Raw genomic sequence first — 26,727 nt, 5'->3', positions numbered from 1 at the left:
TTCTGATCAAGCCAATTCAGCTTGAATTTCGGGAAGGCTGAGCAGCAGTGATTTGATGCCGTCTATATCCAGCCGTTCGGTGTTGTGCGAGTGGTAGTCTTCGAAGGTGTGCGTGCGCTCATCGCCTTCGCTGAAATACGCCTTGTAGTTCAGGTTCCGCGTGTCCATCCGGATGCGGTGGTAATCGCCCATATCCTCGGACTGAGTTAACTCCTGAGCACTTGCGAGTGTTTCGTATAGCTTTTCAGCATGCCGCCAGCCGATCACTTCGACGGGGTGATCCGGTGCGTTAAAAAGCTGTTTCATTGCTTCGACCAGATCGATGATCGTGGAGGCTGGCGCTTTCTTTATGAACAGATCGCCTTGGTTGGCATGGTCAAAGGCGTAGCGGACCAAGGAGACCGAGTCCCGCAAGGGCATCAGGAAACGCGTCATGGTCGGCTCTGTCACGGTGATCGGCTGACCCGACTTGATCTGGCGCACGAACAGCGGGATCGCCGAGCCTCGCGAATACATGACATTTCCGTAGCGCACGCAGGAGATCGTTGTGGCGGCACCGTCGCCCAGATCACGCGCGGCCGCCTGCGCCGCCTTTTCCATCATGGCCTTCGACATTCCCATCGCGTTGACGGGGAAGACGGCCTTGTCGGTGGACAGGCAGACAAGGCTACCGACCTCGGCGCGGATGGCCGCGCGGATCACGTTCTCGGAGCCGATGATATTGGTGCGCACTGCCTCGTGCGGAAAGAACTCGCAGGACGGGACCTGCTTCAGCGCGGCGGCGTGAAAAATTGAATCGACGCCCATGACAGCCCGCTCAACCGCGTCGCGATCCCTGATGTCGCCGATATAGTAGCGCACCCGATCGTCTCGCAGATCATTGCGCAGGGCGTCCTGTTTCTCTTCGTCGCGGCTGAGGATGCGGATCTCCTGAACGCCCTCGTCGAGCAAGGCACGCAGCATCGTTTTCCCGAAAGAGCCGGTTCCGCCTGTGATCAGGACGCGCTCATTAGTCTTTGGCACCGACGGCCTCCACTTTGGTTTCTTCTTGGGCAACCGAACAGCTGAAACCGCGCACGTATCTGCTGATGATCCGACGAAGCCCCCTGGAGTCGCCGGAGTCGAGCGACGCGGATACGCCGCGGATCATCGCTGCCGTTTCGATCTGGGACAGACGCTCTTCCTTGGCCCGCATGATCTTCGGATGTGGAGTGGCGGTCACGCTGGCTTCGTCGATCAACAGTTCTTCGAACAGCTTTTCGCCGGGCCGCAGCCCGGTCACTTCGATGGCGATTCCATCGGGTGTGCCCGGGCCTTTTACCTGCCGCCCGGACAGTTCGATCAGGCGGCGCGCGATATCCATCACGCGCATGGGGCGGCCCATATCCAGCACAAACACATCCCCACCTTCCGCGAACGCTCCGGCCAGCAGAACCAGACGCGCGGCCTCGGGGATGGTCATGAAGAACCGCGTCACATCGGGGTGCGTGACCGTGACGGGACCCCCACGTTCGATCTGCCGTTGGAACAGCGGCAGGACCGACCCCGAAGAGCCCAGCACATTGCCGAAGCGCACCATCGCGAACTTGGTGCTGGATGTGCGGGTCTGAAGGTCCTGAATGACCATCTCTGCCAGCCGTTTGGTCGCGCCCATGACGTTGGTTGGTCGCACCGCCTTGTCGGTAGAGACAAGAACGAAACGCTTTACGCCTGCTGCGATGGCCGCCTCGGCAACGATGCTGGTGCCCAGCATGTTGTTGCGCGCGCCCTCCAGTTCGTTTTCCTCCACCAGCGGCACGTGCTTGTAGGCAGCGGCGTGCAGGATGAAGTTAACGTCCTGCTCACGGATCACGGTGCGCACCCGCGCGGGGTTGGTGACGGACCCCATGCGGGTGCAGATCTCGATAGCAGACCCGGCGGGCAGCATGGCGCGCAACTCTTGGTCGATCTGGTACAGCGCGAATTCAGAGTGCTCGAAAAGGATGATCCGGCGTGGTCGGCAGTCCAGAAGCTGACGGCACAGCTCTGATCCGATAGAGCCGCCGGCCCCCGTGACCATCACGTTGCGTCCGTCATAGGCTCTGGCGACTTCCGGCACATTCAGATCGACCTTGTCGCGCCCCAGAAGGTCGTCGGGAACGACTGGCCGCAGCTTTTCCTCGATCCCACCACGCTCCAGAAGTTCGGCATGGCTTGGCAGCATCTTCACGGCGACGTCGAGCGCGCCGATCTCTCGCACGATCGTTTCGCGGCGACCGGCGTCGATTGTGGGCAGCGCAAGGACGACGATGTCGATCCGATGCCGCGCGACAAGCGTTTTCAACTCGGATGGCCGCCGAACCCGCAGGCCCGCGATCTGCAGTCCTTGTAGGGACGGGCTGTCATCCACAAACATGATTGGCCGCAGGGTGTTCGAGGCGCGCAAAGCGGCTGCGATCTGGATGCCGGCCGAACCTGCACCATAGATGACAGCGCGTTGTCTTTGGCCGCGTGTTTCCGACAGCAGGTTCAGGATGACCAGCAGGAAAGAGCGCGCGGCCAGGCACAAGACAAAGTACAAGACCGCGAAGATCAAAGGGACGCTTCGCGGAGTGCCCGCGTTGAAAAGATAGCTTGCAGTTATTGCGGTGACCCCTAGCAGGACCGCTGACATTGCAAGCATTCCTATGGCGCGAACTTCCAGGTTTTCCAGCTTGATGCGGTGAACGCCCAAGAGAATGACCACCAGGGGAGCCGTCGCCGTCACGACACCGAAGATCGTCAGGTAGTCGAGCAATAGCGACCACGGGGAGGTCATCCCGTAGCGCAAGGCCAAGGCCAGACCCAGTGAGACGGGCGCGAGCGCGACATCTATTCCCAGCAAGATCGCGCGCTTAAAGCGACGCGGCATCTGGATCAGGCGATTATACATTCCTGCCTCCGTGAGGATGGACCATGATCCCCGTGAAAATAATCGACTGGTTCAAACCCATCGCGTTCTGTGGAAACTGCTCTTTGCAAAGCATCGAAATGTTTAGCGTGACGACCACAGCCTCACGCATCCTGTCTCAAGCAGAAAAGCTATGCACCCGTCGCCCACGAATCGCCACGCGGTGCTTGCACCGGGGAGCCTATTCCGGTCAAGCTTTGTGCGCGAATCTCGCGGTTTCCGGATGCATGTCGCCTGTTTTCAAACGAGATACGTCTTCAGGTTGAGTCGTGGGCAATCTGATACTTGCAGAAACACCAGTTTTCGAGCGTTCGGCCCGCCGGCTTGGGGAATGGTTCTTTCTTGCAACGCATCGCGCGGCGTAGATCGCATCTCGGTTCGGCTGGGGTTCAGCGCGCGTGTGCTATGATCTAATTGTAGACCAAAGTCAGCTTTGGATACACATGATGCTCCGCACGTTTGCCGTCGCCACTATTGCCCTGATGACAGGCCAGGCCATGGCTGAAACTCCGGCGGAGCCTTTCGCGCTCGTACCGACGAACGTGCCAGGCATGTCGACGGGGTACCTGCAGCCCCAAGCGACCAACCGCTTGGTCATCGGCACGCGTCAGCCCGAGGGCCAAGGTTCCGGTACCGGCACGCAGGTTTATGACGGCACGGTCAGCGCGCGGGGATACTGGCCGTTCCAGCTGGGCTTCAGCGGTTCCGTCTTCGATGATCCATTGGGTGAGCCGTTCCTGGGACGGGCGCAAAACTTCTCGCTCGGTGCGGCTGGTCTGAATATGAAGTACCGCTTGGTCGAAACGTCGCGGTATGCAATGGCTATCGAGGGGAACGTCACCTACTTCCGCTACGGTTTCGACGGGTCTGAGAAGGAAGACGTGGTGGGCGCAACGCTTTCGCTGCCCGGCACCTACCGCTTGACCGATCGCGTGTTCGCCAATGGCGAGCTGGGATACACATCCCTCCCTGACGAAATCCAAGGCCTTCCCGCGCTGGGCGATCGCGGATTTGTTGCCCTTGGTCTTGGTTGGCAACCATCCGACCGCTTCCTCTTCTGGGGTAGCGCGAAGAAGCTGTTCCGCGAGATAGACGATGGCATTGAAGGCGACGAGGACACGATCCTGACGTTGGGCGCACAATACGCTCTGACGCCGCAACTGGCCGCAAGCGTTTTCGTCACCAACGGTTACTCCGATACACCGCTGCTGGACGACGTGACCGCCTTCACCGCGAGTGACGATGTCGTCTACGGCGCGTCGCTGTCGCTGATCCCGTCGGGCAAGCGCTTCAACATTCCGCGCTACGGCACGAAGGTCGCGGCGTCTGACAAGGTTCTGACGTTCGGGGATGGAATCACGCTGATCGGCCCTGCGACCATCGGATCAAACGAGGCGCGGTTCTCGGCATCCTATGGCTCCAGCGGGAATGCCCGGATCGAGGCGTTCATCTCGCCAGATCCGGACTTCCAGGTCGAATTCACGTTCGAAGATTACGCCCTCGAAGATGCGGAAGAGTTCCGCGCCGAAGCCGAAGAGGACGTTCGCTACGGGGTCGGCGTTCGATATCAGGCGATGGCAGAGGCCGAAGGCGACCCGTTCAGCTTGGGTGCGCGGGTGATGTTCGGTCGCGATTTCAGCGCCCCGACCGTAGGCGTGTTCTTCGCCGAAGCGGCCGTGCGTAAGGATCTTGGCGAGCGTGCCGATGTTACACTGAACCCCAAGGCGGCGGTCTTCGGCGACGAAGAGCTTTACGGTGCGGGCATCGGCTTGGGCTTTGACCTGACCGACCGGGTGAAGCTGTTGTCCGAAGTTACCTTCCGCGATAGCGGTGCCGACGACATTTATGCCTTCGGCCTGCGCCGTACCTTCCGGGAAGCGATCTCGGCCATCGACATCTACGCTACCAACGCCTCTGGCCGTAGTGGCATCGGATCGCTGGTCGCAGGTGAGACCCAAGTGGGCGTGACCTTCACCTATCAACCCCCCGTCAGCGGCTTCTAAGGCCTGATTTCGGCGGGTCTCCGCGTGGCAATTTCGCATCGTTCCTGCATCCGGGGCCGATCTGCCGACAGCAGGCGTTGCAGTCCGCCGTTCGTGATCACTACAACCGGGCTGAATTAAGTCGGTCGCGTGTCACCATTTGGCGTTTGCCGTTGTGCCCGAAGTTACCGACATGCACTGAACCTGGCGGGTTGTAATATGAAGCGTGGTATTCTCGGAGCCTTGGCGATCGTCGTATCCATGTCGGGATGCGGTATCAGCTATATCGATCCTGCTGTGGGCCTGCGGAACACCTCTGCCAACGTCGAAGTCACGCAGATCACGCTTCAGACGATTCCCATCGCCAATAACGCGCCCTACACGCCCAAGACTTTGCCGGAAGTCTTCTATCAGGCGACCGGTGGCGGCAGTGCCGGTGCTGGCGTCTCCGGACTCCCCGCCGCGCCCTTCGTGCCAAACGAACAGCGTCGTCCGACCGACCTGCGCCTGCCGCCTCCGGTCGACAACGGGCCGTATCGGATTGGCGTGGGCGACTCGATCCTGATCGCCACCCGAGCGGCTTCCAGCACCGTCGAAGAACTCTCTGGTCTCTTGGCTGCTCAAAATCAGCGGCAGGGCTACACGGTCCGTGACGATGGCTCGATCTCAATCCCCGACGTTGGGACGATCGACGTGGCCGGTTCCACCGTGGAAGAGGCCGAAGCCAACGTGTTCCAGGCGCTGGTCGAGGCCGGTTTCAACCCGTCTTTCAGCCTGGAGATTGCCGATTTCAACTCGCAGCGCGTCGTCGTGGGTGGTGCGGTTGCGCAGACCGCGATCCTGCCGATCACCATCACCGATCTGACACTGGATACGGCGATTGCGGGTGCCGGCGGCGTGACCGCGCCTGATGAAGAGTTCGCATCGATCCGCATCTACCGCGATGGCACCCTGTATCAGATTCCCTATGAGCAGTACCTCGCGCGTCCTGAACTGCGGGATACGCAGTTGACCGGTGGTGATGCGGTGTTCGTCGATACGACCTACGATTTGGATCGTGCGCTCCGCTTCTATTCGCAACAAATTGACGTGATCGGCTTGCGGCAGCAGACTCAGGCTGCGGCCCTGTCGCAACTGCAGACAGAGATCGGTTTGCGCCGCGCGGCCCTGAATGAGCAGCGCGACAATTTCCGTGCTCGGACTGAACTTGACGGCGAAGATCGCGATTACGTCTATCTCGCCGGAGAGGTCGCGACACAAGCCAGGTTCCCGCTGCCCTATGGGCGGCAGGCCAGCTTGGCGGACGTGCTGTTTGCATCCGAAGGGTTTGAGACCGAGACCGCCAATGCCCGTGAGATCTACGTGCTCCGCGCTAGTGGCGACACGGTAACGGCGTGGCGCTTGAATGCGGCGAACGCGATCAACCTGGCGCTCGCACCGCAGTTCGAGATGCGCCCCAACGATATCGTCTTCATTGAGACGCAGCCGATCACGTCGTTCAACCGAGCCATAAGCCAAGCGCTGCCGAATCTGATCTCGGTCACGCGTATCTCGCAATAGTACGCATGCCCTGCCTGCGAACAGGGCAGGCGGGGCCATTTCTAGTGCTCTGACGAGAACCAGCCGACGGCGCCTGACACCAAGTCGAGCGGGGTCACGGCCACGCCAAGCGTAAATCCTGAAAACAACGCCAGCCCGTAGATCCAGGCTGCAAACATACCACGCATGATCCGTCCTCCGCGAAAGACGCGGCGCGCGCGCCGCTTTGCGGGCAGCATGCAGGATAAGTTTGTATATCGGATGAACGACAATGTTCCCATTTTATGGGAATTGGTGCCCAGGAGAGGACTCGAACCTCCACGTCCATACAGACACCAGCACCTGAAGCTGGCGCGTCTACCATTCCGCCACCTGGGCAGGTGTCGTGAGGCCGCGATCTAACGACGCCCCAAGGGGGTGTCAACGCCATTTCGGGACCTTCTTCACGTTCGGGCGCTTGTTTCTACAGGGGGCGCGGCTTACACCGCGCTGGAGGCACGCGAAGGACAAGGGACCGGCCCATGAAACTCGTCACCATCTTCGGCGGAACAGGCTTTGTCGGGCGGTATGTCGCCCGGCGTATGGCCAAGCAGGGCTGGCGCGTGCGGTGCGCGTGCCGTCGCCCCAACGATGCACCCTTCGTGCGCACCTACGGCTCTGTCGGTCAGGTCGAGCCGATCTTCTGCAACATCCGCGATGACGACAGCGTGCGCGCTGCGATCGCTGGATCGGACGCCGTGGTGAACTGCGTCGGTGTGCTGGAAGAAACTGGCAAGCAGACGTTCCAGGCGCTGCAGCAAAAGGGTGCCGCGCGTATCGCGACGATGGCCAAGAAGGCTGGTGTCGCGCAGTTCGTTCTGGTCTCTGCCATCGGCGCTGACGAGAATGCCCCCAGCGAGTATGCCCGCACCAAGGCCGCTGGCGAGAAGGCGGTTCTGGATGCCTTCCCCAGCGCGATGATCGTGCGCCCGTCCATCATCTTCGGGCACGAGGACGAGTTCTTCAATCGCTTCGCCGGGATGGCCCGTATGGCGCCGTTGCTGCCGCTGGTGGGTGCGTCGACGAAGTTCCAGCCGGTCTACGTGGACGACGTCGCCGCCGCGATCGAGCTGGGCGTTCTGGGCAAGGCGGAGCCGGGCATCTACGAGCTTGGCGGGCCCGATGTTTCCGATTTCCGCGAGTGGATGCGCGAGATGCTGGCGACCATTCGCCGTCGCGCGCTGATCCTGAACACGCCCATGCCCATCGCCAAGCTGATGGGCTGGGGCTTCGATCTGGTAAAGTCGGCGACCTTCGGCCTGATCGCCGGTCCGTTGACGCTCGATCAAGTGCGCAATCTGGGGCAGGACAATATCGTTGGGGAAGGCGTGAAGACCTTTGCAGACCTTGGCATCCAACCCATCGCGACTGAGGCCGTGTTGCCCGACTATCTGTGGCGTTTCCGTCCCTCCGGTCAGTATGCCGAGTCGAATGACAGCGCCGAGAACCTGCACAAGGCGCCGGAGCGCATGAAGGGCGGATCGAACCGGGCGGGCTTCTCTTAACTGTAGGCCCAGATCAGTAGCGCGCTGCCCAAGAACAGACGGTAGATCACGTAGGGCGTGAAACTGACCGACTCGAGCAATTTGAACATCAGCTTCAACGCGATCAACGCCGCGATGGCCGAGAACACGGCGGCAATCGCGGCGTCGCGGAACAGCGCCGCGTTGGCCTGTCCGATCACGTCCAGCGACAGGATCGCACCGGATGCCAGGATCGTCGGAATCGACATCAACATCGACAACGTTGCCGCATCGCGCCGGTGGTAGCCCAGCAGTCGCGCGCCGGAAATCGTCACGCCGGAACGGGACGTGCCGGGGATCAGTGCCAGCACCTGCCACAAACCCATCGTAACGGCGTGTTTCAGCGTCCACTCGGGCGCGGTGCGCGCTTCCTCTCCCTTGTGGTCGGTCCAGTAGAGGATCAGGCCGAAGACGATCGTGCTCCACCCGATGACGGCGACGCTGCGCATGGCATCGGCAAAGCCGGTCACTTTCAGAACAAGGCCGATCAGGATCACCGGGATCGTCGCGACGATCAGGCATAGCGCAAGAAACGCGCCGCGGCTGTCGATCTGACCTCGTGCAAGTGATGGAACGCCTCCTATGGCGACGCGCACCTCTGCCCAGAAGAAGATCACCACCGCGACAAGCGTGCCCACGTGGGCCGCGACATCGATGGCAAGGCCTTGGTCGGCTTGTCCCGTCAGGGCGGGCAGCAGGACGAGATGGCCGGACGAAGAGACCGGCAGAAACTCTGTGATCCCCTGCACGACGGCGACGAGGAGGAGGTAGAAGAGCGACATGATCTAAGCCTTGGAAGCGGTGTCGCGGCGGTTGTCCGGCAAAGAGGAGCTTAGGCCAAGTGAAAAGGAATATCCGGTTCGGACCTTTTCTTGGCCTTGTGTTGGTTGGCTGGCCGACTCTTGTCCGTCCGGTTGTAATAAAGGGTCAGCTTTAGTTACCTAAATCGCGATTCACCCCTTTATTCGACGTAGCGGGCGGTGTATGTGCAGCGGAACAGCTTTGGGAGAGATGTGCCGTGGCCAGTCAGAAAATGCTGAAGTTCACCAAGATTTCGCGCGACATGCCCGAAAAGCGCACTGCGGACGAGCGCCGGGAAGATTTCGCAGAAATCTATGGAGAGTTCGCGACCGAAAAGGCCGCCGAGCAATCGGGCCGGTGCAGCCAGTGCGGTGTGCCGTATTGCCAGTCGCATTGCCCGCTCCACAACAATATTCCCGATTGGCTGCGCCTGACCGCCGAAGGGCGTCTGCGCGAGGCGTATGACATCGCCCAGATGACCAATACCTTCCCCGAAATCTGCGGCCGCATCTGCCCGCAGGACCGTCTGTGCGAAGGCAACTGCGTCATCGAGCAGTCCGGTCATGGCACCGTCACCATCGGCGCTGTCGAGAAATACATCACCGACACTGCGTGGGATGAAGGCTGGGTGGATTTTCCGAACCCATCGGTCGAACGGCCCGAGAGTGTCGGCATCATCGGTGCCGGCCCCGGCGGCCTGGCCTGTGCCGACATGCTGCGACGCGAGGGCGTTCAGGTCACCGTGTATGATCGCTACGACCGTGCGGGCGGCCTGCTGACCTACGGCATCCCCGGCTTCAAGCTGGAGAAGGACGTCGTCATGCGCCGGATCGAGCAGTTGGAAAAAGGCGGCGTGACCTTCAAGCTGAACTGCAACGTGGGCACCGACATCACCTTCGAAGAGATCCGCGAAGGCCACGACGCCGTGTTGATCGCCACGGGTGTCTACAAGACGCGCGACCTGCAAGCTCCGGGCGTCGGCGCGAAGGGGATCGTCAACGCCATCGACTTCCTGACAGCCTCCAACCGCGCGATGAACTTCTGTGACAGCGTGCCGGAATTCGACAGCGGTGAACTGAATGCCAAGGGTAAGAAGGTCGTCGTGATTGGCGGTGGCGATACCGCGATGGACTGCCTGCGGACCTCTATCCGGCAGGGCGCGACAAGCGTGAAATGCCTGTATCGTCGGGACCGGGACAACATGCCCGGATCCCAGCGCGAAGTGCAGAACGCCGAGGAAGAGGGTGTCGAGTTCGTCTGGCTGAGCGCGCCCAAAGGCTTCACTGGCGAAACCGTCGAAGGCGTCATGGTCCAGAAGATGCGTCTGGGGCAGCCCGATGCGACGGGTCGCCGCGTTCCCGAGATCATCGAGGGATCGGACTATGTCGAAGAGGCGGACTTGGTGATCAAGGCGCTGGGCTTCGAACCGGAAGAACTGCCGAAGCTTTGGGGCGTGGACGGCTTGGAAGTGACGCGCTGGGGGACGGTGCTTGCCGATTTCCAGACGCATGAGACCAGCCTGCCGGGCGTCTATGCCTGCGGCGATATACAGCGCGGTGCGTCGCTTGTCGTTTGGGCGATCCGCGACGGACGCGAGGCGGCTCAAGCGATCATGGCGCAGATCGGTCAGGCCGGATCGGTCGCCGCCGAGTAAGGTAAACTTCTATGGGGGAGGGGCGCTGCCCCGCTGCTGCGCAGCCCCCGAGGTATTTCAAGAACGATGAAGGGGCGGCGTGGTCGCTTCCTTCCCCGCGAAGGAGAGATGTGATGACCGAGTTCGACGCAAAGTGGGTTGCTGCTCAGGAAGCCAAGCGCGCCTGGATGTCCGAGCATTCGCTGTATCGCGAGGAAGAGGAACACGCGTCCTGTGGCGTGGGCCTCGTAGTCGCCAAGGACGGGCAGCGCAGCCGCAAGGTCGTCGCCAATGCCATCGACGCGCTGAAGTCGATCTGGCATCGGGGTGCGGTGGATGCCGACGGCAAGACCGGCGACGGCGCGGGTATTCACGTGCAGATCCCGGCGGCATTCTTCGCGGACCAGATCGCCCGCACCGGCCACACGCCCATTGAGGGGCAGACGCTGGCCGTGGGTCAGGTCTTCCTGCCGCGCACAGACTTCGGCGCGCAAGAGACCTGCCGGACCATCGTCGAGACCGAAGTTCTGCGGATGGGCTACTACATCTATGGCTGGCGTCACGTGCCGGTCGATATCGCCTGCCTTGGCCGCAAGGCCAACGCGACGCGGCCCGAGATCGAGCAGATCCTGATTTCCAACGCCAAGGGCGTGGACGAAGAGACGTTCGAGCGTGAGCTTTATGTCATCCGCCGCCGGATCGAGAAGGCGAGCGCCGCTGCTGGCGTGAAGGAGCTGTATATCGCGTCGCTGTCGTGTCGGTCGATCATCTACAAAGGCATGATGCTGGCGCAGGACGTGGCCGAATTCTACCCGGACCTGAAGGACGAGCGGTTCGAGAGCGCGTTTGCGATCTACCACCAGCGCTATTCCACCAATACCTTCCCGCAGTGGTGGCTGGCCCAGCCGTTCCGCATGCTGGCTCACAACGGTGAGATCAACACGCTGAAGGGCAACCTGAACTGGATGAAGTCGCACGAGATCCGCATGGCCTCTTCGGCGTTCGGGGATCTGGCCGACGATATCAAGCCGATCGTCGCATTGGGGTCTTCTGACTCCGCCGCGCTGGACGCGGTGTTCGAGGTTCTGGTGCGCTCTGGCCGGTCCGCGCCCATGGCGAAGACCCTGCTGGTGCCGGAGTCGTGGTCGAAGCAGGCCAACGAGCTGCCCGAGGCGTGGCGCGACATGTATTCCTACTGCAACTCGGTGATGGAGCCGTGGGACGGCCCCGCCGCCTTGGCGATGACTGATGGGCGCTGGGTGTGCGCCGGTCTGGATCGCAACGGTCTGCGCCCGATGCGCTATGTCGTGACGGGTGATGGCCTTGTGATCGCGGGTTCGGAAGCGGGCATGGTCCCCGTGGATGAATCCAGTGTCGTCGAGAAGGGCGCGCTGGGCCCGGGTCAGATGCTGGCCGTCGATATCCAGGAGGGCAAGCTGTTCCACGACGCCGAGATCAAGGACAAGCTGGCCGCCAGTCAGCCCTTCGGCGAATGGGTCGGCAAGATCACCGAACTGGACTCTGAACTGGCGAAGGTGACCGAGGTCGCGGAGTATCAGGGCGAAGCGCTCAAGCGCCGCCAGATCGCGGCAGGCTACTCCATCGAAGAGCTGGAGCAAGTGCTGGCGCCCATGGCCGAAGACGGCAAGGAGATGATCGCGTCGATGGGCGACGACACGCCCTCGGCGGTGCTGTCCAAGCAGTATCGTCCGCTGTCGCACTTCTTCCGGCAGAACTTCAGCCAGGTGACGAACCCGCCCATCGACAGCTTGCGCGAATTCCGCGTGATGAGCTTGAAGACCCGGTTCGGAAACCTGAAGAACGTGCTGGACGAAAGCAGCAGCCAAACCGACGTGATCATCCTGGACAGCCCGTTCATCGGCAACGCCCAGTTCGATCGGATGGTCGAGGCGTTCACCTCTGACTCGGTCGAGATCGACTGCACCTTCGCACCCGGTCAAGGTCCGGGCACGCTGCGTGCGGGACTGGAGCGCATCCGGCGCGAGGCCGAGGACGCCGTTCGGTCGGGTGCCGGTCATCTGGTGCTGACGGATCAGGGCGTGTCGGCGGATCGCGTGGCCATGCCGATGATCCTGGCGACCAGCGCGGTGCATTCGGGCCTGACCAAGCAAGGTCTGCGGACGTTCACGTCTATCAATGTGCGCTCTGCCGAGTGCATCGATCCGCATTACTTCGCGGTTCTGATCGGCTGCGGCGCCACCACCGTGAACGCCTATCTGGCCGAGGATTCGCTGGCCGATCGGATCGGCCGGGGATTGTTGGATTGCACGCTGACCGAGGCCGTCGCGCGGTATCGCAAGGCCATCGATGCGGGTCTGCTGAAGATCATGTCGAAGATGGGGATCAGCGTGATCTCCAGCTATCGTGGTGGCCTGAACTTCGAGGCTGTGGGTCTATCCCGCGCCATGTGCGCCGAGTACTTCCCCGGCATGCAGTCGCGGATCAGCGGTATCGGCGTGAACGGCATCCAGATGAAGACGGAAGAGGTCCACGCCCGCGCCTTCCAAGGCGGCAAGGACGTTCTGCCCATCGGTGGCTTCTACAAGTCGCGCCGCTCTGGTGAGCGCCACGCGTGGGAAGCGACGTCGATGCACATGCTGCAAATGGCCTGCAACACGGCCAGCTATCAGATGTGGAAGCAGTATTCGGCCAAGATGACCAGTGCTGAACCGATCCACCTGCGCGATCTGATGGCCTTCAAGGCGGTCGGCAAGTCGATCCCCATCGAAGAGGTCGAAAGCATCACCTCTATCCGCAAGCGGTTCGTGACGCCGGGAATGTCCTTGGGTGCTCTGTCGCCGGAAGCGCACCGGACGCTGTCCATCGCGATGAACCGGATCGGGGCGAAGTCGGATTCGGGTGAAGGGGGCGAAAGCCCGGATGACTTCACGCCGGAGCCAAATGGCGACAACGCGAGCGCGAAGATCAAGCAGGTGGCAAGCGGTCGCTTCGGTGTGACGGCGGAATATCTGCTGCATTGCGAAGAGTTGGAGATCAAGGTCGCGCAGGGTGCCAAGCCCGGTGAGGGCGGGCAGTTGCCCGGCATGAAGGTAACGTCTCTGATCGCGAAGCTGCGGCACTCCACCCCCGGTGTGACGCTGATCTCGCCGCCGCCGCACCACGACATTTACTCGATCGAGGACCTTGCGCAGCTGATCTACGACCTCAAGCAGATCAACCCGCGTGCCAAGGTGACGGTAAAGCTGGTGGCGTCGTCGGGCGTCGGCACCATCGCCGCTGGCGTGGCGAAGGCAAAGGCGGACATCATCCTGATTTCGGGCCATAACGGCGGCACCGGGGCGTCGCCCGCGACGTCGATCAAGTATGCGGGCCTGCCGTGGGAGATGGGTCTGACCGAAGCGCATCAGGTTCTGGCGATGAACGACCTGCGCAGCCGCGTGACGCTGCGCACCGACGGTGGTTTGCGCACGGGCCGCGACGTGGTGATGGCGGCGATGATGGGGGCCGAGGAATACGGCATCGGCACCGCGGCGTTGATCGCGATGGGCTGCATCATGGTGCGTCAGTGCCAGTCGAACACCTGCCCGGTGGGCGTCTGCACGCAGGATGACGCGCTGCGCGACAAGTTCACCGGCAACGCCGAGAAGGTGGTGAACCTGATCACCTTCTACGCCCAGGAAGTGCGCGAAATCCTGGCAGAGATCGGGGCGAAGTCACTGGATGACGTGATCGGCCGGGCCGACCTGTTGTCTCAGGTCAGCCGTGGTTCGGCGCATCTTGACGATCTGGACCTGAACCCGCTTCTGATCACCGTCGATGACGCCGGAGAGATCGTCTACGACCGCGATCAACCACGTCAGGCCGTGCTGGACACGCTGGACGCAGAAATCGTGCGCGACGCGCAGCGGTTCCTGGAGGATGGCGAGAAGATGCAGCTGTCCTATGCCGTTCGGAACACGCACCGCACCGTGGGCACGCGGACGGCCAGCCACATCGTCAAGCGGTTCGGGATGCGCAACCAGCTGCAACCCGACCACCTGCACGTCAAGCTGACGGGCAGCGCGGGCCAGTCGTTGGGGGCCTTCGCAGCACCCGGCCTGAAGCTGGAAGTGTCGGGCGATGCCAACGACTACGTGGGCAAGGGCCTGTCGGGGGGCACCATCGTAGTGCGTCCGCCAATGGTCTCTCCGCTCAAGGCGGCCGAGAACACGATCATCGGCAACACGGTGCTCTACGGCGCGACCGACGGCTACCTCTTCGCGGCTGGTCGTGCGGGCGAGCGCTTCGCGGTGCGCAACTCTGGCGCCACCGTGGTGGTCGAGGGCTGTGGATCGAACGGGTGCGAGTACATGACCGGCGGCGTGGCCGTGATCCTTGGGTCCATCGGCGCGAACTTCGGTGCGGGGATGACCGGCGGCATGGCCTTCATCTATGATCCCGAGGGCGTCGCTCCCAGCCTGATGAACATGGAAACGCTCGTGACCTGCGACGTGACCACGGATCACTGGACCGGCGTTCTGCGTGATCTGATCGAACGGCACCAGAAGGAGACGGGATCGTCCCGCGCGTCCGAGATCCTGCAACATTGGGAGAGCGAGCTGCCGAAGTTCTTGCAGGTTTGCTCGACAGAGATGGTCCACAAGCTGGAGCATCCCATCGGGATCGAAGACCAGGCCGTTCCGGCAGAGTGATTTGGCGGGGCCCTTCGGGGCCCCGTTCCGCTTTTGGAGAGTAATAATGATCCGCTTGTTCTGTGTCTTGATGCTCTGCGCCGGAATGGCGCGGGGCGATATATTGGTGATGGGCGACTCGGTTCTTGCATGGAACGGGTCGCAATCCGTCGGTGACGTGGTGGCGGCACGGACCGGGCAACGGGTGGTCAAAGGCGCGCGCTCCGGTGCCCGCATCGTGCAGCCGAACCCGCTGCTGCGGGCGGCAGGACTGGAGATACCGCGTCAGTACAAGCGTGGATCGTGGGACTGGGTGATCCTGAACGGCGGCGCGAACGATCTAAGCGGCAGCTGTCGATGTGCCCGGTGCGATGCCGAGTTGAATACGCTGCTGACGTCGGATGGGCGGAATGGGGCCATCGCGCAGATCGTGGGACAACTGCGGGCGATGGGGGCGAAGGTGCTGATCGTCGGATACTACGGGCCGTCCGGTCGCGGTGGTGGCATGGACGCCTGCCGCGAGGAACTGGCTGAACTTGACGCCCGCGCCGGCCGCCTTGCCGCCCGCGATCCGGGCGTGCGTTTCGTCGAGACAGGGCAAGTAATGACCGATCCGTCGCTGTATGACCCTGACAACGTGCATCCGTCGCCGTCCGGGTCTGCTGCCATCGGGGCACTGATCGTCGACGCATTGCGGTAAGGCGTCTTTCCCCTGCGGACGCGTCCCGCTAGTCAGGCGGCATGGCGAAGCAGGCAAAGAAACAGACCAAGCAGACCAAGACGCGCGGGCGCAAACGCGCTGCCGTGAAGGGCGGTGTGCGCCGCGTCGTGCTGCGCATCGCGCTGAGCATCGTGGTTGTCGTGCTGGGTGCGGTCGCGCTGTTTGCCGTCTTCAATCCGCCGACGACCCCCTACATGGCATCCGAGACGCGGCGGCTGGGCACGCTCGATCATCAATGGATCGGGCTGGAAGAGATCGCGCCGGTCATGGCGCGGTCCGTCGTGGCGGCAGAGGATGCAAATTTCTGCAATCACTGGGGCTTCGATGTGGCGGCCATCCGCGCTGCCATCGAAGAAGGCGGGACGCGCGGCGGATCGACCATCAGCCAGCAGGTCGTGAAGAACGTCTATCTCTGGCAGGGCCGCAGTTGGCCGCGCAAGGCGCTGGAGGCGCTGTTGACGCCGCTGGTCGAGGCCGTCTGGTCCAAGCGGCGCGTCCTGGAGGTCTATCTGAACGTCGCCGAATTCGGCGAAGGCGTGTTCGGGATCGACGCCGCGAGCTATGCCGCCTTCCAAAAGCCCCCCGCGCAACTGTCGGCGCGCGAGGCTGCGCGGCTGGCCTCTGTCTTGCCGAACCCGAAGGAGCGGTCCGCCAACTCGCCTTCAACCCCGATGCAACGGCGGGTCGCGCAGATCGAGAGCGGCGCGGCGACAATCGCGGCGGACGGCCGCTCGGATTGTTTCGAGGATTGAAGCGCAGCGCCGTTGCAGGCAGGAAGAAGGCGGTTTCCCGGAGGTTTCATGTATCGACTGTATCACGCACCGCTTTCGCCCTTCTGCCGTAAAGTGCGTCTGGTTCTGGCCGAAAAGCGGATCGAGGCAGAACTGCTGGAAGAGCGCTACTGGGAGCGGTCCTCTGACTTCCTGCGCCGCAACCCGGCGGGCAAGGTGCCGATCCTGCGAGTCGACGGGCGCAATCTGGCCGAAAGCCAAGCAATCTGTGAATACCTGGAAGAAACGGTGCCGACGCCCGCGCTGCTGCCAAAGGACGCGGATGCACGCTATGAAGTCCGGCGTCTTTGCGCGTGGTTCGACGATGGGTTCTTTCGCGAGGTCACATCGAACCTTCTATACGAACGGGTGAACAAGAAGATTCAGGGCGCAGGCTATCCCGACAGCGGGAAGGTCAAGGCGGGCACCAAGGCGATCAAGTTCCACCTCGATTACATGGCGTGGTTGCTCGACAAGCGCCGTTGGCTTGCGGGCGACGAGATGACCTTGGCCGATTTCGCCGCCGCCGCGCACCTGTCCGCGCTCGACTACACCAGCGACGTGGATTGGGGCCGGAACGAGGGCGTGAAGAACTGGTACGCCACGATCAAGTCGCGCCCCGCCTTCCGTGGCATCCTGAGCGATCAGGTGCCCGGTTTCATGCCGCCACCGCATTACGCCGATTTGGATTTTTAGGCGATGCGTCGGATTAAGGTATTTTTAGAACGATGAAGCCCGACGGGGCTGCTTTGAAGCAGGCGCTGCACGCGTATGCCGATGAGGCGGGCTTCGTGGCGATGGGTGTCTGTCGCCCCGACGCGGTGTCGGAGGCGGGTGCGCGTCTGGGTTCCTTTCTCGACGCCGGGTATCAGGGCCAGATGCACTGGATGGCGGAGAAGCGCGCATGGCGTAGCGATCCGCGCAGCTTGTGGCCAGAGGCGCGGTCCGTCGTGATGCTGGCCGAAAGCTATACGCCGGGGCATGACCCGCTGGATGATGTGGAACTGCGCGATCGCGGGGCGGTCAGCGTCTATGCGCAGGGCCGCGACTACCATGACGTCGTGAAGAAACGGTTGAAGCGCGTGGGGCGCTGGTTGCTGGAGCAGGCTCCGGAACATGAGATAAAGGTCTTCGTCGATACGGCACCTGTGATGGAGAAGCCCTTGGCGCAGGCGGCGGGGCTTGGGTGGCAAGGCAAGCACACCAATCTGTTGGGCCGCGATCTGGGCAACTGGGTGTTCCTTGGCGCAATCTTCACGACACTGGATTTCCCGGCTGACGATGCCGAGCAGGAGCACTGCGGAAGCTGTCGCAAATGCTTGGATATCTGTCCGACCGATGCCTTCCCCGCGCCCTTCCAACTGGATGCGCGGCGGTGCGTCTCTTACCTGACCATTGAACACAAAGGCCCGGTGGATGAGTCGCTGCGCCCCGGTCTGGGCAACCGCATCTACGGCTGCGACGACTGCCTTGCCGTCTGTCCGTGGAACAAGTTCGCGGTGAAAGCGCGCGATATGCGGCTGGCCCCGCAACCGGGTCGCCGCGCGCCGTTGCTGACGGAGTTGGCCGCGCTGGATGACACAGCATTTCGCGAGCGCTTCGTCGGTTCGCCCATCAAGCGGATCGGGCGCGACCGCATGGTGCGCAACGTCTGCTATGCCATTGGTAACTCGGGCGATGCGTCCCTGTCACAGGTGGCCGAAGGCTTGTGCGATGACGCGGATGCAGCCGTTGCGGATGCGGCACGCTGGGCTAGGGTTAGACTTTCTGTGATGTAGGGGGGATGTGCAGTGCGGCTGAAACCGGTTTTGCACCGTTTGGCGATTTGGGGGGAACGCGCTGTCGAGCGTGTGTTCCAGCGTGATGCGCCCGAACGTCCGGTGCTGGACACCTATCGCGGATTCGGCACACCGGACGGCCTTGTGATGCGCGCCCGCGTTCTGGCCAGCCTGCGACGCACCACGCCCGATCCCGGACAAAGCCGCTGGCAAAACCTGCGCGAGATGGCTTCGTTGTTCCTGACCAGAGAGGTTGCGAACGTCCGCGTCGTCGCTATTGACAGTGGGGCCGAGGCATTCAGCGACGATGAAGGCTACGTCATGCTGACGATACCGGGCAACTTCGCCCCCGGCTGGCATGATGTGGCACTACAGATCGACGATGACGACAGCAGCCGGGTATCGGCGCGTGCTCTGGTGCCCTCGCCCGAAGCCAAGCTGGGGGTTGTCTCCGATATCGACGATACGATCATGCAGACTGGGGCCTATTCGCTGGCCAAGAACCTGTGGACGACCTTCACCGGATCGGCCACGACCCGGCGCGTGTTCCCGGACGCGACCGTCCTGATGGACCACCTGAGCGATCACGGTCGCAACCCGGTGTTCTTCGTTTCCTCTTCGCCTTGGAACATGCATTCGTTTCTGGAAAAGGTGTTCGACCGCGCGGGCCTTGTGGCCGGTCCGATCTTCCTGCGGGATCTGGGGATCAGTGAAGATCAGTTCATCACGCGCGGTCACAGCAATCACAAGGGCGACGCGATCGATCGGATCATGGCCGCGAACCCCGATTTGCCTTTCGTATTGATCGGTGACACCGGCCAGCATGACGCAGAGATTTATCTAGAGGCCTGCCATCGCCATGGCAGCCGCGTTCTGGCCGTCATCCTGCGCGAACCGGGCACGGGCGCGGATGAGGCCAGCCGCGTTGCGATGGCAGCGATGCGCAGGTTGGGCGTGATCGTCGCACATGGCGCTGACTTCAGCGAAGTCGCAGGCGTTCTGGAGCGCGAAGACCTTGCCATCTGACTGGACGCCGCGCCCGTCCGTGCGTTAGGACCACAACCGATGGCCCCGTAGCTCAGCTGGATAGAGCACCGGTTTCCTAAACCGTAGGTCGCGTGTTCGAATCACGCCGGGGTCACCAGCCATTCACTCTTTCGCTGATCGGTGAAAGCACTGGCCCTGAACGGCGCAGACTGCGAGACGCGCGGTATGGATCTGACTGTTACGCACCGCACCGCTTTGGCTGACATCTTGCGATGGCGCAGGGATGTCAGGCACTTCAGCCCCGAGCCTTTGGATCAGGCCCTGATGGATCGGTTGCGCCGAAGCGTCGAGTGCGCGCCATCGGTGGGGAATGCGCGGCCTTGGCGTGTGCTTCAGGTCGAGGACAGGGCCAAGCGGGCGCAGGTGGTCGAGATATTCGAAACCTGTAATGCCGACGCCGCTGGCGCCTACGATGCAGAGACGCGTCGGGAATATGTCGCGCTCAAGCTGGCCGGGCTGAAAGAAGCCCCGGTGCATTTGGCGGTTTTCACCGATCATGGTGTGACAGAAGGACGCGGACTGGGGCGACAGACGATGGCGGAAATGCTGGACTACTCCACGGTGATGGCGATCCACACACTGTGGCTTGCCGCGCGTGCCGAGAATGTCGGGTTGGGGTGGGTCTCGATTCTAGACCCCGTTGCGGTCGCGCGGGTGCTGGATGTGCCCTCCGACTGGTTTTTAACGGGCTATCTGTGCCTGGGCCGCGCTGTAGAAGCGACCGAAACGCCGGTTCTGCATGAGAACGGCTGGCAGGAAAACACAGCGACAGACTGGAGGATCGTGTAGCTTCGGCCGGTCAGTTCCGCCCGAAGATCGATCCCAGAACATCGTTGATGATCTGCTCGGCGACGTTCGGCTGCTGCACCTGCTCCACCGGGCCGACCAGAACGTCGTTTGGAGATTCTGGTCCGTTGGCGACCTGAGGCTGCTGCTGGGGTTGCGGCTGCGGTTCGGGCTCGTATCGCGGCGGCTCGGGGGCATCCATCGGAAGCTGGTTCACCGGTAGGCCCTGATGCACGCGGACCATGGTCTCGCGCCAGATCTCGGCGGGCAGGCCACCGCCGGTGACGCCTTTCAGTGGGGTATTGTCGTCGTAGCCCATCCAGACGCCGGTGACGTAATCTGCGGTGAAGCCCACGAACCACGCATCGCGCGCGGCCTGTGTGGTGCCTGTCTTGCCGGCTGCGGGTCGGTCAAGTCGCGCGCGGGCGCCGGTGCCATCCTCGATCACGCGGGACATCATGTAGACCAGCTGGCGCGCGGCATCCTCGGTGATGACGCGCTGGCCAAGGCCGCCTTCCTGACCGATCAGGGGGGTGTCGTCGCCCTTCACGCGCAGTTCCAAGATGCCGTAGGGATCGACGGCCGAGCCGCCGTTCAGGATGCCAGCGTAGGCGCCCGTCATGTTGATCAACGTGGATTCGGACACGCCAAGCGCCAGCGAGGGGCCGTCGGCCAAGTCGCTGTTTAGCCCGAATTCGGACGCAATCCGGCGGACGTTATCGCGCCCTGCGCCTTCCGAGACCTTTACGGCGGGGATGTTGCGCGACTCTTTCAGCGCATCGACCAGCGTCATCGGGCCTTTGAAATCGCGGGTGTAGTTTTCCGGCGACCATGGGCCGGAACCGGGGATGTTCATCGTCAACGGCTCATCTATGACCTGATCGAGCGGCGAATACCCCATGTCGAGCGCGGCGGCGAAGACAAAGGGTTTGAAGGCCGATCCGGTCTGTCGGTTGGCTTGGATCGCGCGGTTGAACTGGCCTGCGACACCTTTGAACTTACGCCCGCCGACCATGCCGCGCACCGCGCCGTCCGCGCTCATCACCACGATAGCGGCCTGCGCCTTGGAGCTTGGATTGACCTTGGTGTCGAACACTTGCTGCAGCGCGGTTTCGGCGGCGCGCTGGATGCGGGCGTCGAAGGTTGTGGTCAGCAACACATCTTCGGTCGTCTTTCGGGTCAGGAAGTCGGGAGCCGACGACATGACCCAGTCCGCGAAATAGCCGCCCGCGCGGGCCTCTGCCGCTTCGGACAGGCGCGCGGGGTTGTCCTGCGCAAAGGTCGCTTCGGCGTCGGTCAGGTAGCCTTGGCTTTCCATCAGCGACACGATGACAGACGCGCGGTTCTGGCTGCGCTCCAGGTCGGCGGTGGGCGCGTAGCGGGTGGGGGCGACGAGAAGACCGGCCAGCATTGCGGCTTCCGCCGGATCGACGACGTTCGCGGATTTGCCGAAATAGCGCTGGGCGGCGGCCTCGAACCCGCGGCTGCCAGCGCCAAGGAACGCGCGATTCATGTAGATCGTGAGGATCTCGTCCTTGGTATAGCGCGCCTCCATCGCCATCGCGTAGACGGCTTCCTTCATCTTCCGCCACAAAGACCCCTCGCGGCAGTCAGCCTCGTACGCGGTCTCCGATTCCCACGTGTCGGGATCGTAGGGCACACCAAGGCACAGAAGCTTTGCGGTCTGCTGGGTGATGGTAGAGCCGCCGTGGCCAGACAGCGGGCCGCGTCCTTCGGCAAGGTTGATCTTCACGGCGCTGGCCACGCCGATGGGATCGACGCCGGGGTGATACATGAAGCGGCGGTCCTCGGTGGCGATGATGGCGTTGCGCAGGTGTTCGGACACCGTGTCTGCGGTGATCTGGCCGCCGAACTGCTCACCGCGCCACGCGAAAATATCCCCGTAGCGGTCCAGCAGCGTGACAGAGCCGCGCGCGCGGCCATCCAGAAGCGCCTGCGGCTCTGGCAGGGTGGTGTAGACGTAGCCGACGGCCAGGCCCAGAATCAGCAGGGCCACGGCCGCACCGCGCCATACAAGGCGGAAGATCAGGCGGAACAGCCAGTTGAACGGCATCAGGACCAAACCCAGAGGCCCGCGCGGACGGGACCGGCGGGTGGTGCGCTTGGCCTTGCCGCGGCGCGTGGGCGGTGTTTTGGCCGGTGCGCGCTTGGTGGGCTTCGTCGTGCGCTTCGGGGCGGTCAGGGGGCGTCGGGCCATGCGTGGGCTCCGCTTCGTGTCATTCTGCTCTGCGGCACCATACGCCGTAGCGCACGCCGATAGAACCGCAATGCAAAGCGCCAACCGATTCTTGATCGCTTAACTTTTGGGCTAAGCCCTAAAATTGCGCATAAATTGTGCAAATAACCGGAAGTGCAATACGTTTAAGCACTCGGATTCGTTGTGATCGCGATCCGGGCAGAGTGTCTAGGCCGCGTGGACCACTGGTCCGTCAAAGATAACTGACGAGGGGATAGACGTGAAACTCATCATCGCAGCGATCAAGCCGTTCAAGCTGGAGGAGGTCCGCGAAGCGCTGACCACCATCGGCGTGCGCGGTATGATGGTGACCGAGATCAAGGGCTTCGGCTCGCAGTCCGGTCACACCGAAATCTACCGTGGCGCGGAATACGCCGTGAACTTCGTGCCGAAGATCAAGCTGGAGGTCGTCGTGACCTCCGACATGGCCGACCAGGTGGTCGAGACGATCGTGAAGACAGCCAAGACCGACAAGATCGGCGACGGCAAGGTCTTCGTCCTCGATGTCGCCAGCGCCACCCGCGTGCGGACCGGCGAAACCGACGCCGACGCGATCTGAGCGTCCCCAGGGAAAACGGAAAGAAGACAATGAAAACCATCAATCGCATACTGACGACCGCCGCGCTGACAGCGCTGCCGGTCGCTGCGTTCGCGCAGGAGGCTGCCGAGGCTGCCGCCCCCGGCTTCGACGAAATCGGCCCCTACATCATGACCACGCTGCTGTTCCTTGTGGGCGGCTTCCTAGTGTTCTGGATGGCGGCAGGCTTCGCCATGCTGGAAGCGGGTCTGGTGCGTTCGAAGAACGTGACCATGCAGCTGACCAAGAACATCGCGCTCTTTTCCATCGCGTCGCTGATGTATTGGCTGGTTGGCTTCAACCTGATGTATCCGGGCGACTTCAACGGCTATTTCGCCTTTAACTTCGTACCGACGGTGCTGGAGCCTGTGGGTCTTGCTGCCGGCGATGCTGCGCTGGACTACGCCTCCGTCGCGTCGGACTTCTTCTTCCAGTTGATGTTCGTAGCCGCCACGGCGTCCATCGTGTCGGGCGTTCTGGCCGAGCGTATCAAGCTGTGGCCCTTCCTGTTCTTCGTCATCATCCTGACCGGTTTCATGTACCCGATCTCGGGCTCCTGGCAGTGGGGCGGCGGCTGGTTGTCGGAAGCCGGCTTCTCTGACTTCGCCGGTTCGACCATCGTGCACTCTGTCGGCGGCTGGGCTGCTCTGGCCGGTGCCATCGTGCTGGGTCCGCGTCTGGGCAAGTACAAGGACGGCCGCACCAATCCGATGCCGGGTTCCAATCTTGCGCTCGCCACTCTGGGTACGTTCATCCTGTGGTTGGGTTGGTTCGGCTTCAACGGCGGTTCGCAGCTGGCTGCGGGCACCGTGGGTGACATCACCGATGTGGGTCGCATCTTCGCCAACACCAACATGGCCGCTGCTTCGGGTGCCATCGCTGCACTGATCATGACGCAGGTGATGTACAAGAAGCCCGACCTGACGATGATCCTGAACGGCTGTCTTGCCGGTCTGGTGTCGATCACCGCCGAACCCCTTGCGCCGTCGCTGTTCGGTGCGCTGTGGATCGGGGCGATCGGTGGTATCATCGTGGTGCTGACCGTGCCGATGCTGGACAAGATGAAGATCGACGACGTCGTCGGTGCCATCCCGGTCCACTTGTTCGCCGGTATCTGGGGCACAATCGCGGTCGTCTTCTACAACGGCGATGCCGCTTTGGTGACTCAGCTGACGGGCATCATTGCTTACGGTGTGTTCACCTTCGTGGTCAGTCTTGTGCTGTGGTTCATCCTGAAGGCCGTGGTCGGTATCCGCGTCAGCGAAGAGGCCGAGGTCATGGGCCTCGACGTGGCCGAGCTGGGCATGGAAGCCTATCCCGACTTCTCGAAGGGATAAGAGATCGGTTCCAGGCGGACCTCCTCCCCCGCCCGGCACCGTAAAGCGGAAGGCCCGGATCATCGCGATCCGGGCCTTTTCGCGTTTCTTGGCGTCGACTATGTGAAGTGGCGGGGCCGGTGAGACTGAAGGTCTGATCGCTGTGCGAGGATTGGCACGCAAGCGCAGGCAGTTCCCGAACCTTTCGTAGCCGCGCGTCATGATCAACTGATGTCAGACTGGGGATGGAATCAATAAGGGCCCGATCCTTTCGGAACGGGCCCTTCGTCATTCAGCTTGGAAAAGCAGGTTTACTCCGCCGCGACCGCGCGGTGTTCTCCGCTGTCCTCGGTCGCCAGGCTGACGGCAATGATCGCGATGAAGGCGGCGATGAAGCCGGGGATGATCGAGTAGATGCCCGGTCCGCCAAGGAAGCTGGAGCCCCAGCCCATCAGGATCCACAGGCCCACGACACCCGCACCGACCACAAGGCCCGCGACGGCGCCTGCGCCGGTCATACGGCTCCACGTCAGCGACAGGATGATCAGCGGGCCGAACGCGGCACCGAAGCCGGCCCAGGCATTCGACACCAGTCCCAGCACCTGACTGTCGGGATCGCGCGCGATGAAGGCGGCGACGACGCCGACCGCCACGACGGCAAGACGACCGATGTTCACCACCTCGGTCTCCGACGCGTTGCGGCGGACGAACAGTCGGTAGAAGTCCTCTGCCAGCGACGACGACGCGACCAGAAGCTGTGACGAGACCGTGGACATGATCGCGGCCAACAACGCGGCGTAGAGGAAGCCGGTGACAAGCGGGTGGAACAGCAGGTTCGACAGGACGACGAAGATCGTCTCGGGGTCGTCCACCGTCACGCCGTTCCGCTCGACATAGGCGCGGCCCAAGATGCCGATGCCGATGGCGCCGATCAGCGAGATGCCCATCCACGTCATGCCGATGTTGCGCGCGGTGGCGACGGCCGGAACCGATTTGATCGCCATGAAGCGCACGATGATGTGCGGTTGCCCGAAGTAGCCCAAGCCCCACGTGACCGCGGATAACCAGCCGAACAGCGTCAGCCCGTCGAACAGTGATAAGGTGAAGCCGTCCACCTCTGACAGGGTGTTCGCGGCTTGGTCGAAACCGCCGCCCTCACCGGCGTACAGGACGATCAGCGGCATGATGACGAGTGCGGACACCATGATGCAGCCCTGCACGAAGTCGGTCAGTGACACAGCAAGAAAGCCGCCGACGACCGTGTAGGCCAGCACGACGCCCAGCGTCAGCCAGACGCCGACCTGATAGTTGCCGTCGAATGCCGACTGCACCAGCTTGCCGCCCCCGACCAAGCCGGAGGCTGTGTAGACGGAGAAGAAGATCACGATGATGACCGCCGACACGACGCGCAGCACGGTGGCCTGAGACGGGAAGCGGTTGGCAAGGAAGGCGGGGATCGTCAGCGAGTTGTCATAACGTTCTGTCTGTTCACGCAGGCGCGGGGCGACGATGATCCAGTTCGCCAGCGCGCCGAAGAAGAGGCCGATGCCGATCCAAGCCTCGATCAGGCCAGCGGCGTACAGCGCGCCCGGAAGGCCCAACAGCAACCAGCCGGACATATCCGACGCACCTGCCGACAACGCCGCGACGGCGGGGGGAAGGTTGCGACCGCCCAACACGTATTCTTCGGAGTTGGACGTGGATTTTCGCCACGCATATAGTCCGATGCCGAGCATCAGGACGAAGTAGGCAGCTAGGCTGATCCATATACCGATGGACATGGGCAACTCCTTTACAATGGTAAGGCGTTAACCATGGAGCCCATGAGGGCGATGTCATCACCCGAACCGGCATTTTCACGCCTAGGCACGACGGATCAGTCGTTTTGGCCGGTTGATGGATCGGGATGGGAAATTAGAAAAGCAAAGAGAAACAGGGCGCTAACCTGTCCTTCTGCGGCATACCGGTGTCTATTTCGGCATGACCTTTTTCGGAGCACCCGACATGAAATCGGTCCCAATGTGGGGCTTCTTGGCCTCTTTCCACGCGGTGAAGCCGCCTTCGAGGTGGGCGATGGGATCAATCCCCGCCTCTGACGCGATCTTGGCCATCCGCTCTGATCGCAGGCCACTACCGCAGTGCAGAACGATACGCTTGCCATCCTGCGTCGGCAGGTGGTCGGCGCGGAAGAACGGCATGGGCATCAGCATCGCGCCTTCGATATGCTCGACCGCGAATTCCTGCGGCGAGCGTACGTCGATCACGACAATCTCGTGATTCGCGAGCGCGGCCTCGACGTCATCCGGCGTCCAGCGCTCGAATGTGCCCGTCTCGATCTGTTCGGTCTCCATGGGGCTCTCCTGTCCGGTGTCGGACA

The 26,727-nt window shown here is 62.5% G+C and carries 20 protein-coding genes and 2 tRNA genes; 14 read left to right on the top strand and 8 right to left on the bottom strand.

The genetic code is table 11. The features are described from left to right. Positions 1-6: 6 nt before the first annotated feature. Positions 7-1,023: an SDR family NAD(P)-dependent oxidoreductase gene (locus FIU81_RS15090; protein WP_305848566.1), complete on the bottom strand. Its 1,017-nt coding sequence runs from the start codon at positions 1,021-1,023 to the stop codon at positions 7-9. Next, a complete protein-coding gene (locus FIU81_RS15085; RefSeq protein WP_124110262.1) occupies positions 1,010-2,911 on the bottom strand; it encodes a polysaccharide biosynthesis protein in 1,902 nt (633 codons plus the stop codon). The genes FIU81_RS15090 and FIU81_RS15085 overlap by 14 nt, the downstream gene beginning before the upstream one ends. Before the next feature lie 461 nt (positions 2,912-3,372). Between FIU81_RS15085 and FIU81_RS15080 the strand changes: the two genes are divergently transcribed. Together FIU81_RS15080 and FIU81_RS15075 are read left to right on the top strand one after the other, a co-directional pair. Beyond that, complete coding sequence (locus FIU81_RS15080) at positions 3,373-4,932, top strand: hypothetical protein (protein WP_216644259.1); 1,560 nt, start codon at positions 3,373-3,375, stop codon at positions 4,930-4,932. 198 nt (positions 4,933-5,130) lie between these two features. Further along, entirely contained in the window at positions 5,131-6,471 is a 1,341-nt protein-coding gene (locus FIU81_RS15075; RefSeq protein ID WP_124110264.1) for a polysaccharide biosynthesis/export family protein, read from the top strand. A 41-nt stretch (positions 6,472-6,512) separates the two neighbouring features. On the opposite strand, the gene FIU81_RS17055 is transcribed toward FIU81_RS15075, so the two are convergent. Next, positions 6,513-6,638, bottom strand: coding sequence for a hypothetical protein (locus FIU81_RS17055; protein ID WP_256366149.1), 126 nt, complete (start codon positions 6,636-6,638; stop codon positions 6,513-6,515). Between the two features lie 104 nt (positions 6,639-6,742). Beyond that, positions 6,743-6,828: transfer RNA gene (locus FIU81_RS15070), tRNA-Leu, on the bottom strand. Positions 6,829-6,971: 143 nt separating this feature from the next. Between FIU81_RS15070 and FIU81_RS15065 the strand changes: the two genes are divergently transcribed. After that, a complete protein-coding gene (locus FIU81_RS15065) occupies positions 6,972-7,994 on the top strand; it encodes a complex I NDUFA9 subunit family protein (protein ID WP_124110265.1) in 1,023 nt (340 codons plus the stop codon). Here the strand turns inward: FIU81_RS15065 and FIU81_RS15060 are convergent. Then, a complete protein-coding gene (locus FIU81_RS15060; protein WP_124110266.1) occupies positions 7,991-8,794 on the bottom strand; it encodes an undecaprenyl-diphosphate phosphatase in 804 nt (267 codons plus the stop codon). The genes FIU81_RS15065 and FIU81_RS15060 overlap by 4 nt on opposite strands. A gap of 236 nt (positions 8,795-9,030) precedes the next feature. On the opposite strand from FIU81_RS15060, the gene FIU81_RS15055 reads away from it, so the two are divergent. The 9 genes from FIU81_RS15055 to bluB all read left to right on the top strand — a co-directional run bounded on the left by FIU81_RS15055 (position 9,031) and on the right by bluB (position 20,203). Then, positions 9,031-10,467, top strand: a complete 1,437-nt coding sequence (locus FIU81_RS15055; RefSeq protein WP_124110267.1) for an NAD(P)-dependent oxidoreductase — start codon at positions 9,031-9,033, stop codon at positions 10,465-10,467. Between the two features lie 113 nt (positions 10,468-10,580). Next, the gene (gene gltB, locus FIU81_RS15050; protein ID WP_124110268.1) at positions 10,581-15,119 is read left to right on the top strand and encodes a glutamate synthase large subunit; all 4,539 of its coding nucleotides are present in this window, start codon (positions 10,581-10,583) and stop codon (positions 15,117-15,119) included. A 46-nt stretch (positions 15,120-15,165) separates the two neighbouring features. Beyond that, positions 15,166-15,798 carry an SGNH/GDSL hydrolase family protein gene (locus FIU81_RS15045; protein WP_124110269.1) on the top strand — a complete coding sequence of 211 codons (633 nt, stop codon included), beginning with the start codon at positions 15,166-15,168 and terminating at the stop codon, positions 15,796-15,798. A gap of 41 nt (positions 15,799-15,839) precedes the next feature. Beyond that, positions 15,840-16,571 (top strand): monofunctional biosynthetic peptidoglycan transglycosylase, encoded by a 732-nt coding sequence (mtgA, locus tag FIU81_RS15040; RefSeq protein ID WP_124110270.1) that lies wholly within the window; start codon positions 15,840-15,842, stop codon positions 16,569-16,571. Between the two features lie 48 nt (positions 16,572-16,619). Next, positions 16,620-17,285: a glutathione S-transferase family protein gene (locus FIU81_RS15035; protein ID WP_124110271.1), complete on the top strand. Its 666-nt coding sequence runs from the start codon at positions 16,620-16,622 to the stop codon at positions 17,283-17,285. A 32-nt stretch (positions 17,286-17,317) separates the two neighbouring features. Next, positions 17,318-18,367, top strand: coding sequence for a tRNA epoxyqueuosine(34) reductase QueG (queG, locus tag FIU81_RS15030; protein WP_124110272.1), 1,050 nt, complete (start codon positions 17,318-17,320; stop codon positions 18,365-18,367). A 12-nt stretch (positions 18,368-18,379) separates the two neighbouring features. Then, complete coding sequence (locus FIU81_RS15025; RefSeq protein ID WP_124110273.1) at positions 18,380-19,393, top strand: App1 family protein; 1,014 nt, start codon at positions 18,380-18,382, stop codon at positions 19,391-19,393. Positions 19,394-19,434: 41 nt separating this feature from the next. Next, positions 19,435-19,511, top strand: a tRNA-Arg gene (locus tag FIU81_RS15020). A gap of 68 nt (positions 19,512-19,579) precedes the next feature. Further along, the gene (gene bluB / locus FIU81_RS15015) at positions 19,580-20,203 is read left to right on the top strand and encodes a 5,6-dimethylbenzimidazole synthase (protein WP_124110274.1); all 624 of its coding nucleotides are present in this window, start codon (positions 19,580-19,582) and stop codon (positions 20,201-20,203) included. A 10-nt stretch (positions 20,204-20,213) separates the two neighbouring features. On the opposite strand, the gene FIU81_RS15010 is transcribed toward bluB, so the two are convergent. Beyond that, entirely contained in the window at positions 20,214-22,418 is a 2,205-nt protein-coding gene (locus FIU81_RS15010) for a transglycosylase domain-containing protein (RefSeq protein ID WP_124110275.1), read from the bottom strand. A gap of 259 nt (positions 22,419-22,677) precedes the next feature. Between FIU81_RS15010 and FIU81_RS15005 the strand changes: the two genes are divergently transcribed. Next, positions 22,678-23,016 (top strand): P-II family nitrogen regulator, encoded by a 339-nt coding sequence (locus FIU81_RS15005; RefSeq protein ID WP_124110276.1) that lies wholly within the window; start codon positions 22,678-22,680, stop codon positions 23,014-23,016. A 29-nt stretch (positions 23,017-23,045) separates the two neighbouring features. Further along, positions 23,046-24,371, top strand: a complete 1,326-nt coding sequence (locus FIU81_RS15000; protein WP_124110277.1) for an ammonium transporter — start codon at positions 23,046-23,048, stop codon at positions 24,369-24,371. A gap of 290 nt (positions 24,372-24,661) precedes the next feature. On the opposite strand, the gene putP is transcribed toward FIU81_RS15000, so the two are convergent. Both putP and FIU81_RS14990 read right to left on the bottom strand, forming a co-directional pair. Beyond that, a complete protein-coding gene (gene putP / locus FIU81_RS14995; RefSeq protein ID WP_124110278.1) occupies positions 24,662-26,131 on the bottom strand; it encodes a sodium/proline symporter PutP in 1,470 nt (489 codons plus the stop codon). A 189-nt stretch (positions 26,132-26,320) separates the two neighbouring features. Next, positions 26,321-26,701 carry a rhodanese-like domain-containing protein gene (locus tag FIU81_RS14990; protein ID WP_124110279.1) on the bottom strand — a complete coding sequence of 127 codons (381 nt, stop codon included), beginning with the start codon at positions 26,699-26,701 and terminating at the stop codon, positions 26,321-26,323. Positions 26,702-26,727 lie beyond the last annotated feature (26 nt).

It is taken from the genome of Palleronia sp. THAF1 (assembly GCF_009363795.1).
GTDB lineage: Bacteria > Pseudomonadota > Alphaproteobacteria > Rhodobacterales > Rhodobacteraceae > Palleronia.
This window is presented reverse-complemented; position numbering and strand designations above follow the sequence as displayed.

What these genes read in the sequence shown, in the direction of transcription:
- FIU81_RS15085 (WP_124110262.1), bottom strand. Translation starts at nt 2,911, where the DNA reads ATGTATAATCGCCTGATCCAGATGCCGCGTCGCTTTAAGCGCGCGATC.
- FIU81_RS15080 (WP_216644259.1), top strand. Translation starts at nt 3,373, where the DNA reads ATGATGCTCCGCACGTTTGCCGTCGCCACTATTGCCCTGATGACAGGC.
- FIU81_RS15075 (WP_124110264.1), top strand. Translation starts at nt 5,131, where the DNA reads ATGAAGCGTGGTATTCTCGGAGCCTTGGCGATCGTCGTATCCATGTCG.
- FIU81_RS17055 (WP_256366149.1), bottom strand. Translation starts at nt 6,638, where the DNA reads ATGCGTGGTATGTTTGCAGCCTGGATCTACGGGCTGGCGTTGTTTTCA.
- FIU81_RS15065 (WP_124110265.1), top strand. Translation starts at nt 6,972, where the DNA reads ATGAAACTCGTCACCATCTTCGGCGGAACAGGCTTTGTCGGGCGGTAT.
- FIU81_RS15060 (WP_124110266.1), bottom strand. Translation starts at nt 8,794, where the DNA reads ATGTCGCTCTTCTACCTCCTCCTCGTCGCCGTCGTGCAGGGGATCACA.
- gltB (WP_124110268.1), top strand. Translation starts at nt 10,581, where the DNA reads ATGACCGAGTTCGACGCAAAGTGGGTTGCTGCTCAGGAAGCCAAGCGC.
- FIU81_RS15045 (WP_124110269.1), top strand. Translation starts at nt 15,166, where the DNA reads ATGATCCGCTTGTTCTGTGTCTTGATGCTCTGCGCCGGAATGGCGCGG.
- mtgA (WP_124110270.1), top strand. Translation starts at nt 15,840, where the DNA reads ATGGCGAAGCAGGCAAAGAAACAGACCAAGCAGACCAAGACGCGCGGG.
- FIU81_RS15035 (WP_124110271.1), top strand. Translation starts at nt 16,620, where the DNA reads ATGTATCGACTGTATCACGCACCGCTTTCGCCCTTCTGCCGTAAAGTG.
- queG (WP_124110272.1), top strand. Translation starts at nt 17,318, where the DNA reads ATGAAGCCCGACGGGGCTGCTTTGAAGCAGGCGCTGCACGCGTATGCC.
- bluB (WP_124110274.1), top strand. Translation starts at nt 19,580, where the DNA reads ATGGATCTGACTGTTACGCACCGCACCGCTTTGGCTGACATCTTGCGA.
- FIU81_RS15010 (WP_124110275.1), bottom strand. Translation starts at nt 22,418, where the DNA reads ATGGCCCGACGCCCCCTGACCGCCCCGAAGCGCACGACGAAGCCCACC.
- FIU81_RS15000 (WP_124110277.1), top strand. Translation starts at nt 23,046, where the DNA reads ATGAAAACCATCAATCGCATACTGACGACCGCCGCGCTGACAGCGCTG.
- putP (WP_124110278.1), bottom strand. Translation starts at nt 26,131, where the DNA reads ATGTCCATCGGTATATGGATCAGCCTAGCTGCCTACTTCGTCCTGATG.
- FIU81_RS14990 (WP_124110279.1), bottom strand. Translation starts at nt 26,701, where the DNA reads ATGGAGACCGAACAGATCGAGACGGGCACATTCGAGCGCTGGACGCCG.